Source organism: Bradyrhizobium sp. th-b2 (assembly GCF_000426785.1).
In the GTDB taxonomy this organism is placed as follows: domain Bacteria; phylum Pseudomonadota; class Alphaproteobacteria; order Rhizobiales; family Xanthobacteraceae; genus Bradyrhizobium; species Bradyrhizobium septentrionale.
This window is the reverse complement of sequence record NZ_AUGA01000001.1, coordinates 175823-188415: the sequence shown is the minus strand read 5'-3', so window position 1 is coordinate 188415 and position 12593 is coordinate 175823. Positions and strand designations below refer to the sequence as shown.

18 protein-coding genes and 1 tRNA gene are annotated in these 12593 nt (G+C 63.7%); 12 read left to right on the top strand and 7 right to left on the bottom strand.

The features are described 5' to 3' along the window. Positions 1-67: 67 nt before the first annotated feature. On the bottom strand, positions 68-262 hold the full coding sequence (locus K359_RS61000; protein ID WP_156928296.1) for a hypothetical protein: 195 nt from the start codon (positions 260-262) through the stop codon (positions 68-70). Between the two features lie 243 nt (positions 263-505). On the opposite strand from K359_RS61000, the gene K359_RS0100905 reads away from it, so the two are divergent. Further along, complete coding sequence (locus tag K359_RS0100905) at positions 506-1177, top strand: response regulator (protein WP_029077637.1); 672 nt, start codon at positions 506-508, stop codon at positions 1175-1177. Continuing rightward, a complete protein-coding gene (locus K359_RS0100900) occupies positions 1150-2481 on the top strand; it encodes an ATP-binding protein (protein WP_035975784.1) in 1332 nt (443 codons plus the stop codon). Before K359_RS0100905 ends, K359_RS0100900 begins: the two co-directional genes overlap by 28 nt. Positions 2482-2534: 53 nt before the next feature. On the opposite strand, the gene K359_RS50810 is transcribed toward K359_RS0100900, so the two are convergent. Together K359_RS50810 and K359_RS0100890 are read right to left on the bottom strand one after the other, a co-directional pair. After that, complete coding sequence (locus tag K359_RS50810; RefSeq protein ID WP_051345926.1) at positions 2535-3662, bottom strand: calcium-binding protein; 1128 nt, start codon at positions 3660-3662, stop codon at positions 2535-2537. Between the two features lie 438 nt (positions 3663-4100). Beyond that, positions 4101-4185 (bottom strand) — tRNA-Leu (locus K359_RS0100890). A gap of 196 nt (positions 4186-4381) precedes the next feature. Between K359_RS0100890 and K359_RS0100885 the strand changes: the two genes are divergently transcribed. Then, on the top strand, positions 4382-4918 hold the full coding sequence (locus K359_RS0100885) for a disulfide bond formation protein B (RefSeq protein WP_029077635.1): 537 nt from the start codon (positions 4382-4384) through the stop codon (positions 4916-4918). Positions 4919-4955: 37 nt separating this feature from the next. Here the strand turns inward: K359_RS0100885 and K359_RS60995 are convergent, their stop codons facing one another. Next, complete coding sequence (locus K359_RS60995) at positions 4956-5099, bottom strand: hypothetical protein (protein ID WP_156928295.1); 144 nt, start codon at positions 5097-5099, stop codon at positions 4956-4958. A gap of 507 nt (positions 5100-5606) precedes the next feature. Between K359_RS60995 and K359_RS0100875 the strand changes: the two genes are divergently transcribed. The 4 genes from K359_RS0100875 (at position 5607) to K359_RS0100860 (ending at position 6964) form a co-directional block, all read left to right on the top strand. Continuing rightward, positions 5607-5876, top strand: a complete 270-nt coding sequence (locus K359_RS0100875) for a hypothetical protein (protein WP_029077634.1) — start codon at positions 5607-5609, stop codon at positions 5874-5876. Next, entirely contained in the window at positions 5869-6165 is a 297-nt protein-coding gene (locus K359_RS0100870; RefSeq protein WP_029077633.1) for a hypothetical protein, read from the top strand. Before K359_RS0100875 ends, K359_RS0100870 begins: the two co-directional genes overlap by 8 nt. Positions 6166-6202: 37 nt before the next feature. Further along, on the top strand, positions 6203-6487 hold the full coding sequence (locus K359_RS0100865; protein WP_029077632.1) for a DUF1488 family protein: 285 nt from the start codon (positions 6203-6205) through the stop codon (positions 6485-6487). A gap of 96 nt (positions 6488-6583) precedes the next feature. Then, positions 6584-6964: a hypothetical protein gene (locus K359_RS0100860; RefSeq protein ID WP_029077631.1), complete on the top strand. Its 381-nt coding sequence runs from the start codon at positions 6584-6586 to the stop codon at positions 6962-6964. A 284-nt stretch (positions 6965-7248) separates the two neighbouring features. Here K359_RS0100860 and K359_RS0100855 read toward each other — a convergent pair whose 3' ends face one another. After that, a complete protein-coding gene (locus K359_RS0100855; RefSeq protein ID WP_156928294.1) occupies positions 7249-8328 on the bottom strand; it encodes an AbrB family transcriptional regulator in 1080 nt (359 codons plus the stop codon). Between the two features lie 146 nt (positions 8329-8474). After that, positions 8475-8750, bottom strand: coding sequence for a PsiF family protein (locus K359_RS0100850; protein WP_029077629.1), 276 nt, complete (start codon positions 8748-8750; stop codon positions 8475-8477). Positions 8751-8931: 181 nt separating this feature from the next. On the opposite strand from K359_RS0100850, the gene K359_RS0100845 reads away from it, so the two are divergent. After that, on the top strand, positions 8932-9423 hold the full coding sequence (locus K359_RS0100845) for a hypothetical protein (protein ID WP_029077628.1): 492 nt from the start codon (positions 8932-8934) through the stop codon (positions 9421-9423). A 126-nt stretch (positions 9424-9549) separates the two neighbouring features. On the opposite strand, the gene K359_RS0100840 is transcribed toward K359_RS0100845, so the two are convergent. Next, the gene (locus K359_RS0100840) at positions 9550-10107 is read right to left on the bottom strand and encodes a TetR/AcrR family transcriptional regulator (RefSeq protein WP_029077627.1); all 558 of its coding nucleotides are present in this window, start codon (positions 10105-10107) and stop codon (positions 9550-9552) included. Positions 10108-10312: 205 nt separating this feature from the next. Here K359_RS0100840 and K359_RS0100835 point away from each other — a divergent pair, with 205 nt between their 5' ends. The 4 genes from K359_RS0100835 (at position 10313) to K359_RS0100820 (ending at position 12565) form a co-directional block, all read left to right on the top strand. Continuing rightward, the gene (locus tag K359_RS0100835; RefSeq protein ID WP_029077626.1) at positions 10313-10747 is read left to right on the top strand and encodes a thioesterase family protein; all 435 of its coding nucleotides are present in this window, start codon (positions 10313-10315) and stop codon (positions 10745-10747) included. Positions 10748-10752: 5 nt separating this feature from the next. After that, positions 10753-11199, top strand: coding sequence for a PaaI family thioesterase (locus tag K359_RS0100830; protein WP_029077625.1), 447 nt, complete (start codon positions 10753-10755; stop codon positions 11197-11199). A 260-nt stretch (positions 11200-11459) separates the two neighbouring features. Next, positions 11460-11846 (top strand): CidA/LrgA family protein, encoded by a 387-nt coding sequence (locus K359_RS0100825; protein WP_029077624.1) that lies wholly within the window; start codon positions 11460-11462, stop codon positions 11844-11846. Beyond that, the gene (locus K359_RS0100820) at positions 11843-12565 is read left to right on the top strand and encodes an LrgB family protein (protein WP_029077623.1); all 723 of its coding nucleotides are present in this window, start codon (positions 11843-11845) and stop codon (positions 12563-12565) included. Before K359_RS0100825 ends, K359_RS0100820 begins: the two co-directional genes overlap by 4 nt. Positions 12566-12593 lie beyond the last annotated feature (28 nt).

Genomic DNA, 12593 nt, shown 5'->3' with positions numbered 1-12593 from the left:
AGCCAGCAAGGCTGGTCGATCGTGACGAGCGTTAGTTACTCCGCAACTTCGCGAGATCGAGCCGATTTCAGCTTGCGTGGTCGCTTGCCACGAATCGGTCTTTCTTGCTTGTCGATTTCCTCGACAGCGCTGCCATCCGACGCATTAGACCGGCCTTCTTCATCGCATCATGCCGATCAGGCCCCGGTGGGAGGCTGCGTGCGATCTCGATGGCGCGATCGGCCTTGTCGTCCCAAGCGGACTTAGAGTCAGGTTTCTTCAACGGCGCCCTCCAATGCGCCACGTCCCGTCTTGTCGCGGGTGATCGCTCGGGAATAAGCAAAGATGGATTTGAAGTCGATCGCGTTTTGGATCAGACTTCAAATCAGGCTTTGCCGTTCGTGCCTTTGGGCTCCTCGAGCATGTCGTGGCGCAACAAAGCTACGGGCGTAGAATTAGCTGACAATTAGCCGTATCCCTACGATCCATCGCTGGGGAACAAGAGGGGGAAGCGTCTGCGCAAACTATGCGTGTGTTGCTGATCGAGGACGATGCTCTGATTGGTCGGAGCCTTGTGAGTGGCCTGGAGCACGAGGGCATGGCTGTCGACTGGGTGCGATCCGGCGCGGATGGACACGCGGTGCTCGGCTCAGACCGCGATGAGCATGCGATTGTACTGCTTGACCTCGGTCTACCCGAGATGTCGGGATTGGATCTGCTGAGGCGCGTACGGCTCGCGCGCAAAACGCTACCGATCTTGGTTATCACCGCGCGCGACAGCGTCGATGACCGCATCGTTGGCCTCGACCTTGGTGCCGACGACTACATTGTCAAACCGTTCGAGCTCGGCGAGCTCTTCGCCCGGATGCGCGCGGTTATGCGCCGGCTCCACGGTCAGGCGCAATCGGTGATCGTAAGTGGCGAGATATCGCTCGACCTTGCAACTCACGAGGTCGAGTATAAGAACGTCAAGCTGATTTTGTCGGCGCGCGAGTTTGCGCTGATGCGTGTCCTGCTGCAACGGCCCGGGATGATCCTATCTCGCGCGCAGATCGAGGAGCAGATCTATGGCTGGGGCGAGGAAGTGGAGAGCAATGCCGTCGCTGTGCTCATTCATTCTATTCGAAAGCGGTTCGACAAGGACATAATTCGCAATGTGCGAGGCGCCGGATGGATGGTCACGAAGGATATCGCTTGAGCTCGTTGCGCCGACGAGCGCTGATCTGGAGCAGCCTCCTGATCATCTTCATCGCGGCCATCGTCGTTGCGGCAGCAAGGCATGTCGCGATCGTTGAGATCAACAAGCTGCTCGACAACGAATTGCAGCAGATCGCAGTCAACGCCGGGCGCGGTTTGTCCGAAGCTGCACTTGGGCCGCTCCGCAACACGGAAGTCGAGAATCGCGTTGCCGTTCAGGTCTGGCGCGAGGACGGTGAAACTGTTCACCAAAGTCCTGAAATGGATCGGCTGCCTCGATCAACCAGGATCGGCTTTTCCGACATCGAGGCCGGCGGCCACCTTTGGCGGGTCTACACAGCGGGCGATGGTCATCTTTTCGCACAAGTTGGGCAGCGCCAGAGTGCGCGGATGGAGATCGCCAATCATGCCGCTGCGGCCGCCGGAGTGCCCCTGCTAGCCGCGTTTCCGCTTGCTTGGATCGCGGTAATTCTCGGGGTCGATCAGTTGCTTCGTCGCTTGGCCAACTTTTCGGATGCGCTCGCAGCCCGCAGTGTTGAGGCCAAGGATCCGGTCGACCCTGGTGGTATGCCCAACGAGTTCCTGCCGATCATTAGTGCAATCAACAAATTGATCGACCGGTATCGGCAGGCGGTCGAGCAGCAAAAGCAGTTTGTCTCGGAAGCCGCGCATGAGCTGCGCACGCCGCTTGCTGCGCTGCAGATTCAGATCGACAATCTCCACCGTCAGTCTGGTGCCGCGTTCAAGAGTGAAATCCTCAGCGAGTTGAGCCAGGGCATAAGGCGTGCGAGCGCGATGGTCGGACAACTCCTAAGGATGGCCAGGCTGGACGGCCCGATGCTGCACCATGCCCGTGCTGAAATCGACTTGAAGGGGGTCATGCTTTCTGTCGTCTCGGAGTTTGTCCCGACATCCGCCAGATGCGGCGTCGAACTTGATATGTCCTTGAATGAGGATGTCCGCATTGAGGCATATGATGCAGAACTCCGCCTGCTCTTTGCTAACCTGATCGACAATGCAGTCCGCTACACGCCGTTCGGTGGCTCTGTAGAGGTCTCCATTGCCAAGTCGAACTCGGCTATTTCGGTCAGAATCCTAGATTCCGGAATAGGCATTCCAGAGCATGCGTTGCCAAGGATCTTCGACCGGTTTTATCGCGCTGCGCCGGTCGATATCGAAGGCACCGGCTTGGGGCTCGCGATTGCAAGAAAGGTTGCTCAGCGCAACAATATGACGCTGACTGTCGAAAATCGGCGCGATGGACGGGGAGTCCTTGCACAAGTTGATATTCCGGTTGCCGGCTGAGCAAGGATGCTGCCGACATCCACGCGTACCTGAACTCGCTGCCGGGCCCGCGGTCAACTGACGATCGAGAAGTTCGCCGCCGTCAGCGTGCCTGCCGTGGCACCATTGAGCCAGACCGCGGTGTCGCCGTCGACCTGGACAACGAAGTAGGCGCCGTTTTGATAGGAGTGCGACAGCGCGTCGGCAAAGGAGCTGAAGCCGGAGCCATTGAGTTGCACGACGTCGGTCGCGCTATTCCAATCCTGAACCACCTGCACGCTGGGCACGTCATTGGAGACGAACGTATTGCTGCCGCCGCCTCCGAAATAGTAGTTCACCCCCGTGCCGCCGTCGAAATAGTCGTTGCCGGCGCCTCCGAGCAGGATGTCCGTGCCATCGCCGCCGTACAGCGTGTTGTTGCCGGCGCCGCCATAGAGGTAGTCATTGCCGCCGTAACCGTAGAGCACGTCATTGCCGTCGTCGCCGTTGAGGACGTCGTACACCTGCGAACCGATCAGCACATCGTTGCCGGTGCCGCCGTAGGCGTTTCCACCGCCAGTCGGCAGATAGATCCAGTCATCCCCGCCGCCGCCTTCCAGAAGATCCACGCCGGCGTCCCCGACGATGGTGTCTTGCGCGCCCCCGCCGTAGACGCTGTCATCGCCCAGGCCGCCGTAGATCGCTGAACCGCCTGTGCCGTTGGCGCCGGTCAGCACGATGAGATCGTTGCCATTGCCACCGAATGTAAATGTCGTATCGCCAATGGCTGCGTAGCCACCAAACAGGCTGTCGTTTCCGTCGCCGCCATCCCAATACAGAACGGTTCCGGTCAGCAGGTCATCCCCGGTACCGCCGTAGGCAACCCCGCCATAAAAGCCGCTCAGAGATGTATTGATGGTGTCGTTTCCATCGCCTCCGAAAGCGCCGCCTTGACCGGTTGCGGTAATCGAATCGTTGCCCCCGTCGCCATAGAATGCACCGATACCCGAGAGAGTATCGTTTCCACCCCCGCCGTAGATTCTTATGCCTGGGCCTGTGGGGCTCCCTCCGGAAATGCTGTCATTCCCCTCACCACCATAGAGCGTTTGTCCGCCTCCGGTGGTGGCGTTGCCGTTGAGCGTGTCGGCGCCATCCAGGCCATACATGACATCTTCCGTGCCGGTATGGCTGTCATCCCCCAGGGTGCCGACATAGGTGGTCATGATCGCTTCCTGCTTTCCAGACGCTCCTCCGGGGATGATGGCGGAACGATCCCACCCAGGCAAGCTCCAGGGTTAATAGCTCCGCTGCCGACATCCTCACGTTGGGATATGTCGTAGTCAGCGACGACGGCTGTTTCCGGGCGTGCTTGAGATCGGCTTGCGGAATGCTGGCGGCGGGCGTCTTGATGATTTCGGATTGGGATTTCGGCGCGGGCTGTGCGCGCAATTGCAGTTCGCTTGGGGCGGTCCGTCTTCGCTTTCGCTCTGCTCAAGCTTCGCCGGACACGCTTCGCGCTTCTGGCCATCGCGCGGCTGCGCCACGCGGTGCGGTGCCCGGGCGTCCGCCTTCGCCAAGGCTTCGGCGGGACAGCCTTCTCTGCTTCGCTTGGATAGAGCCCGTCGTGGCTCGCCCGGCCGTAGCTGCGAAGCAGCGAAGGCTGGTGCCCCTGGCCGGAATCGAACCAGCACTCCTTGCGGAACTCGATTTTGAGTCGAGCGCGTCTACCAGTTCCGCCACAGGGGCATTCGCCAGCTCCCGGCCAGGAAAACGGCCGGGGTTGCGAAGCGCCGCGGACTATAGCGGCCGGCCCGTCACGGTCAACCCGCGCGGATGTGATTGTCCCGCGCCTCGACAGCGGTATTTTCGCGCGATACGACCTCGGTTGAACCATGGAGCAGGGGGCTTGGCCCTTCCGAATGATGCTCGCAGGAGGAATGCCGTGACGCTCGCCACCGCCCATCCGTCGCATGCTTCCGCCGCCGGCAATCCGGCGCTGAGCTCGGCCCTGGCGATTGCCGTGATCGCGGCGGCGACGCTGGCCGGCGCCTGGTTCTTCCAGCTGGTGCTGGAGATCATGCCCTGTCCGCTCTGCCTCGAGCAGCGCTATGCCTATTACCTCGCGCTTCCGCTCGGCGCCGTGGTCGCGCTGGCGGCGGCCCGCGGTGCGCCGCGGTGGCTGCTGCTTGCAGGGCTCGTGATCCTCGGCCTCGCCGCGCTCGCCAATGCCGGGCTCGGCGCCTATCACGCCGGCGTCGAATGGGGGTTTTGGCCGGGGCCGACCGATTGCACCGGACCGCTGGTGGATTTCGGCAAGGCCGGCTCGCTGCTGGATCAACTCGACAAGGTCAAGGTGGTCCGCTGCGATGAGGTGCAGTGGCGCTTCCTCGGCATCTCGCTTGCCGGCTACAATGTGCTGATCTCGCTGCTGATGGCTGCGATCGCCGGCTGGGGCCTGGCGAAGGCGGCCAAGGCCTGACGTGAAGGCCTGACAGAACAGGCCTCACTCAACCGACCTATTTCTTCTTTCCCGGCGCGAAGCTCGGCTGTCCGCCGCCCTTAAGGCTGGGAGCCGCGGCGATCACCTTGACCTTTTCCTTCTTGGGCTTCTTGGCTTCCCGGTTGCTGCGTCGCTCGCCTTTGGACATGACGGTCTCCATCGTGCTTCTCGAGAGGATCGGATCGATCCGCCAGAGCTTGGCCGTGGGGGCAGGCTCTGACGTCGACGTGGATTTGCGCGAAGCAATGGCGGCTTCGCGAAAACGCGTGAGGTGTGGAAGAGAGCCGCTGCGAACACACCAAAGCAGGCAGCAGCGGAACGACGATGGATGCCACGATCCATTCGGCCAGCCGAAATAGCCGCAACAGATGCTTCCTGTTCATTGCGGCGGCAGCGCGCGCGGCCCTCAGTCACCGGCCGATGTCGTGGGGACACGCGATGATCATCGAGCGTAGGCCGATGTCACCCAAATAGCGAGCGCGAAAGTATCCGGCGGCGCTGCGGCAACAACGCACGGCACGCAATGGCAAGCGGCCCGTCGCTCCGGCCTCGGCGATAGAGCCCGGAAAGCCGAAAAAGCCCAGAAAGCTGTGGCTATTACGGCCGAAGGGGCGCATGCTCGCCGTGGGGCCGCACTGCAGCAAGACGTTTCGCAAAAGGCTGGCCCGTGACCATCCGCTCACAACGTGAAGTCGTCACCTTCCGGCATCCATTCCGGATCAGAGGCATCGATCGTGAATTGCCTGCAGGGGCCTATGAGGTCATTACCGACGAAGAGGCGATCGAAGGGCTCTCGTTCGCGGCGTTCCGCCGTGTCGCCACGATGATCATCGTCCCGGCACAAGGCTCGCGCGGATTGGCGACGGAGATGGTGTCGATCGGCTCGGTCGATCTCGCGGACGCCCAGCGTATCGACGCGAGCGCATCTAATGACTGACGAGCCGCTCGACCTCGATCGCCACCGCGGCATGGCGGCGCAGAAGGCCACCGATATTCGCCGTGCGCTGGCGGAAATCGAGACCCACGCGAGGGATCTGCGCGAACGTCAGGCCGCGCTTGAAACCGGACTGCTGGCGGCACCCGCGACGTCGTGGCCGGAGGTCGCCGCCAAGGCGCGCTACGTCCTGAATCTGTACGCAGCGAGCCTGCCGCCGGAGGATACAAGGCATCGCGATCTGGTCACGGCAATTCTCGAGGATTTTGTCCGGCTCACCGAGCCGCGATGAGCCAGGACCACTGCGCGGCTTTGAAGGAACCGGTCACATGACGCTTAGGCAGGGTCGCTTCATCAGCTACGAGTACGACAGGATGGTCGTACTCTTTTCGATGCACGACGACCAAAAGGAGATCCATTGCGCGATCTCGACCTCTGCCATGGATGAATTGGAAGGTGGGGCGCTCGGGCGCGCGGGCCACCGCGAGACCCAGTTCATGCGCCTGCGCGAGCGCATCGAAGCCTGCGCCGACGGCAAGTACCAGGCGAAGGAGTTCGAGGGCGCGCCGCCCGGGATCGTCCTGCGCAGCATCGATTTCCGGAAGCAAAGATAGCGGCTTCCCGTGCGAAGGCCCTGACGCATGTCAGGTGTTTCAAGGTGGAGGCTATCCCGCCGTCTCCGTCCCCGACTTTGCGCAACAGACGAGCCTATGCTGATCATCGTGCGCCGCGTCCCCGTTGAGTTGTTGCTGTTGGCCAATGAGACGCTGATGCGCCTCAAGAGCGGGCGCAATCTCATCGCTACGTTGATGAGCGAGCAGCGCCCGAGATACGCGATCGCCGAGATACATGGTGCGAGCTGCCGGCTGACCGCGTTATGGCGCGCAGTCGCCAGGGAGCGGCTCGAGGAATGGAACGAAGCACAGCCCGATTCGGTCTATGCCCGGATCACCGGGCCCTTGTGGCGCGCTGCAGCGGTCGCGAAACTGCAAACCGACCGGGACGAAGAGCTGTGGTTCGATCCCGTGGAGCTGACGGCGTTGGCGCGATCGTTCCGCGATCAGCCGAACCAGTCGACGGCCGAGGCATGATCGGGATTGGAGCTGTCGGGTGGGTAGAGCCAACGGGTCCGCGCAAAGCGCCGCCCGATGACAGGCTCCGCGAAACCCGCCATCTCGCTATCGGCGGAACGAGAGCGATGGGTTTCGCTTCGCTCTACCCATTCTACGCTTCCACGGATAAGGCCCGTCCGCCTCGCAATCCGTCATGCTGAGGAGGCTGCGAAGCAGCCGTCTCGAAGCATGCACGGCCACCAGCCGGGCCGTTCATCCTTCGAGGCTCGCTCCGCTCGCACCTCAGGATAACGGTTGGTAGGTCAATCGTCGACGTCGTCCTGCGGCCGTCCGAACAGATGGATGATGCCCGGCGTCGAGATGGTGACGAACAGGAAGCGCGACAGATGGTGCGCGCCGACGAAGATCGGGTCGATATGCAGCGCCAGCGCCAGCATCGCATCCATCGCGCCGGGCGCGAACGCGACCACGACGTCGGAGAGCCGGACATGGGTGGTGAAGCCGATCACCGCGACGAACACGGCGGAGATCAGAATCGCGATCGCGAACGAGCCGAGTCCGGCATTGACGTGGCTCAGCAGGGTCGAGGTCTTCATCCGCGCGAAGCGGGTGCCGATCAGCGCGCCGATGCCGACCAGCGCGACGTTGCGGATCCAGGGCGGCAGGCCGCCATCGACCAGCCCGGAGCCATGCAGCAGGCTGGAGGCGAGCATCGCGCCGAACATCCAGCTCGCCGGAAACTTGACCCAGCGCAGCAGTAGTGAAACGCCGATCGACCCGGCGACCAGCGCGGCAAGTCCGAGCGGTGAGGCGACCGAGGTCGGCAATGCCGGCGGCGCGCCGTGCGTCACCCCGGTCAGCGCCAGCACCAGCGGCAGCGCCGCGGTCAGGATGATCACGCGCATGGTCTGCACCACGGCGATCGCCGCGACGTCGGCGCCTTTTTCCGCGGCCAGGATCGTGATCTGCGACAGTGCGCCCGGGCTGCCGGCGAGGAAGGCCGAGGTCTGGTCCCAGCCGTGGACGCGCTGGAGATAGAGGCTTGAGCCGAAGGTCGAGCAGAACGTGGCCAGCGCAAGCAGGCCGATGGTGAGCGGATAGGAGCTCATATGCTGCAGCAATTGCTGCGACATCAGCGAGCCCAGCGAAATGCCGAGCAGCAGCAGCACCGACTGCGTCAGCACCGGCGGCACCGCGAGCGGCCGCCCCATCAGTGCGGCGATCGCAACCGCGGCCATCGCCCCCGAGATCAGGCCGCCCGGCAATTCTGCCCACAAAAACAGCAAGCCGCCGGCAGCGCCGATGACGAGTGTCTCGAGCCCGTTCAGAACTTTGCTGCGGTCGGAAATGGCCGTTGCCATCGAAGCGCGGATCAGGGTCACGCCGCCTTATGGCAAATTCGCAACCACGGGACAAATGCATCTCGCGATTGCAGCATTGCGCCGGAAAACGCGGGCAACTAGCCTGGCGCACAGATTTTCACCCTCCCCGGTGGGGGAGGGTGAAGGACATCAAAGATGTCCGAGCGTTACTTCGTGGCCGCCGGCGCAGCGGCAGCGCCGCCCGCCTTCTTGCACTCGGAGCGGAATTTCTTGCGCTCCTTGCCATGCAGGCCCTTGGCGTCGGCCTGCTTCGAGCATTCCAGCGACTCGGCGGTGCGCGGCTTGGCTTCCTTCGGCGCCTTGGTGTCCGCCTTCGGAGCGGCGTCCTTGGCGGCAGGCGCGGCGGTTTGTGCGAAGGCGCCGCCCATCAGCAGCAGGGAGGCAAGGGCGGTTGCGGTCGCGAACGTGGAAATCTTCGTCATGAAGGCACCTCGTGAGGAAAGGAGGTCGAAACGTTGCGCGGCGATGCTGAACCGTGGATGAACGTGCGGCGGTCCCGCCGCCACAATATTTTGACGGGGAGGCGCGTCCGCGCGTTGTCGCAAGTCCGGGTTGCGCTAGGATAATGGTCTTATGCCAATGCCCCCCAAAGGGAGACCAGGGATGACCATTCAAACCAGATTGTTGTGTGTGATTGCGGTGTCGGGCTTTGCAGCCTTTGCGGCGAGCGCACCGGCGCAGGCCCTGACCGCGCAGGAATGCAGCGCCAAGTACCAGGCGGCCAAGACAGCCGGCACCCTCGCCGGCCAGAAGTGGAATGATTTCCGCAAGGCTCAATGCGGCGCCGACGCGACCCCGGCCGCGGCGCCTGCCGCTCCGCCGCCTGCTGCAGCTGTGCCCCCTCCGGCCGCGCCGAAGGAAGCCAAGAAGGAAGCCGCCCCCGCTGCAGCCCCGGCGCTGCCGGCAGGGCCCGCCGTGTTTCCGAACGCCATCGATCCCAAATATGCCAAGGAGTCCGAAGGCAAGGGACGCATGCATACCTGCGTCGACCAGTACAACGCCAACAAGACCACGGGCGGCAATGGAGGCCTGAAGTGGATCCAGAAGGGCGGCGGCTATTACAGCGAATGCAACAAGCGCCTGAAGGGCGCCTGAGCCCTTCCGATACGCGTTTTCGACGAGAGCGGCCGGCGCCAGTCGGCCGCTTTTCGATTGGCTCCGGATTCTTGTTCTGACGCGTTTTCTTCACGCAAACCGGCATCCACTTCGCTCGAAAACGCTCTATGGGCCTTCCGCCAGCAACTTGTCCGCCGACTGCGCCAGCAGTTGCGCACGCTTGCGCGGGCCGCGCTCGAGAAACAGCAGGCTCTGGCCGAAGATGAAGCAGTAGAACAGGAAGGCCTGCGCATCAGCCTCCTCGGCCGCTAGGCCGGTGGCGCGATAGAGCTGGCCGACATTCTTCAGCCGCGCGGCGTCGACGCTCGCGGCGGCAGTGGCCGCCGCCTCGTCGGTGCGCGCCCATTGCCGGATCGCGAGCTCGACCGCCATCGCCTCGGTGTTCATGCGCTCCGAATAGAGCGTGATGATCGCCTTCAGCCGTTCGCGCGCGCTCGCGCCGTCGAGTGCGGTCTGCTTTTCGATCGCGGCGATGCGGCCGTCGCGCCAGCGCGTCAGCATGGCCTCGAGCAGCGCAGCGCGATCCCGAAAGCGGCGGTAGAAGCCGCCTTTGGTGACGCCGAGATTCTTGGCCAGCACCTCGACCCGCACGCCGTCGACGCCGGTATGGGCGAGTTCGGCAAAGCCGGCCGCGACCCAGACGTCGCCCTTGCTTTCAGTCATGTGATCTCCGCGCACCCTCATGCACGATGGGAGCGTCATCGCGCACTAATCTCTTGTTCGAGCATGATCTCCGCGCAAACGCGTTGCGTTTGTCGCGAGGGAAAACCGCTTCGCACTTTTCCGGATCATGCTTTGATACGGTACCGTATTGCTAGCCCGCCTTGTCCCTGATACGCTACCGTATCACAAATCGAGGAGGCGTACGATGGAGGGCGAGGCGACCTACCGCGGCACGGTCTATCCATGGCATTGCGACCACATCGGCCACATGAACGTGATGTGGTATGTTGGCAAGTTCGACGAGGCGAACTGGAACATGTTCGCGCGGATCGGGCTGACGCCGACCTATCTGCGCGAATCCGGCTGCGGCATGGCCGCCGTGCAGCAGACCATCTCCTACAAGCGCGAGCTGCTCGCCGGCGATATCATCGAGGTCAAGAGCCGGCTGGTCGAATTCCGCGACAAGTCGATCCGCTTCCTGCATGAGATGCGCAACGCGGAGACCGGCGAGGTCGCCGCGACCTGCGAGATCGCGGCCGTACATATCGACCGCGCGGCGCGCAAGTCGGTTCCGTTCGCGCCGGCGATCCGCTACGCCGCGATGCCGCACCTCGTGCCCGCAGAACCTGCGATCGCGTGACCGCCATGCCGCGTTTCGAACCGAAGAATCCCGACTATCGCGCGGTCGCGACCGCGACATTCGCGCAGCAGCGCGCGATGCAGACGCTCGGCATCTCGATCGCGCGCATCGAGCCCGGCGAGGTCGATCTCGCAATGCCCTATGCGCCGGAGTTCTGCCAGCAGAACGGCTTTGTGCACGCCGGAATCATCACTGCTGGCCTCGACAATGCCTGCGGGATCGCCGCCTTCACGCTGATGCCCGACGGCTCCGACATCCTCACTGTGGAGTTCAAGACCAATCTCTTGGCACCGGCCCGCGGCGAGCGGTTCGTGTTCCGCGGCGTCGTGGTCAAGCCCGGCCGCACGCTGACCGTCTGCGACGGCCGCGCCTATGCAGTACAGGACGGCGTCGAAACGCTGATCGCGACCATGAGCGGCACGCTGATGGCGCTGCAGCGGCGCGCGCAATAGATTGTGACGAGCAATCTATCCCCGTCATGCTGAGGAGCCGCGTAGCGGCGTCTCGAAGCATCGACGGCCCGGGTGGCCGTGCATCCTTCGAAGCGCGCAAGAGCGCGCACGTCCAGCGACAACGGCGATGCCGTTGCGTGGGGATGACGGGACTGTGAAGCCGTCGTGCCCAGCATCTGCGCATCCTCCCGAGATCGCCGCATTGACAAGCTCCCGCCACAACGACCTGATACGCGGATGCTTCACGTGAGCGTCTCGTCATGATCGCCAGCCTCAGCCTGATCCTGCTCTGTCAGCTGGTCGGCGAGGTCGGCGTGCGGGCGCTTGGCGTACCGGTGCCGGGGCCGGTGGTCGGGCTGTTGCTGCTGCTGTTGCTGCTCTTGGCGCGCGACCGCTTTCCGGCGCTGGCACGCGGGCCGCTCGGCGATGACGGTGTCGAGAGCGCGAGCCGCGCCATGCTGGCCAATCTTTCGCTGCTGTTCATTCCGGCCGGCGTCGGCGTGGTGCAGAAGCTCGATCTGCTCGCCGAGCACGGCGTCGCGATCCTGGTGATCCTGGCGGTTTCGGTCATTGTGACGCTGCTGGCGACGGTCGCCACCTTCGTTGCGGCGAGCAGTCTGCTGCCGCGCGAGGAGGACAGGCCGTGAGCGATAATCCGTTCTCGCTCTGGGTCTATCTCTCGCAGTCGCCGCTGCTCTGGCTGACCGTGACGCTGCTGACCTATGCCGCAACTGATGCGGTGTCGCTGAAGACCCGGCGGCATCCGCTCGCCAATCCCGTGCTGCATTCGCTGTGGATCATCGGCGCATTCCTGCTCGTGACGAAAACCTCCTACACCACCTATTTTGCCGGCGCGCAGTTCGTGCACTTCCTGCTCGGACCCGCGACGGTCGCGCTGGCCGTGCCGCTTTATGAGAACCGCAGGCGGGTCGCGGCTGCGATCCTGCCGATGCTGGTTGCGCTCGCGGTCGGGTCGCTCACCGCGATCGTCTCGGTGGTGCTGCTGGCGCAGGCGTTCGGGCTGCCGCGCGACATCATCCTGTCGCTGGCGCCGAAATCGGTGACCGCCGGCGTCGCGATGGGAATCAGCGAATCCCTGCATGCCGATCCGTCGCTGACGGCGGTGTCGGTGATCCTCACCGGCATCATGGGGGCGATCATCGTCACGCCGCTGATGAACTTCACTGGGATCACCGACTTCCGCGGCCGCGGCTTTGCCGCCGGCATCGCCGCCCATGGCATCGGCACCGCACGCGCCTTCCAGGTCGACGAGGTTGCCGGCGTGTTTGCCGGGATCGCGATGAGCCTGAACGCGCTGGTCACCTCGCTGCTGGTGCCGTTCGCCGCGACCTATCTGGTGCGCTGAGCATGATCCGGCATCAGGCTGCAGGGCA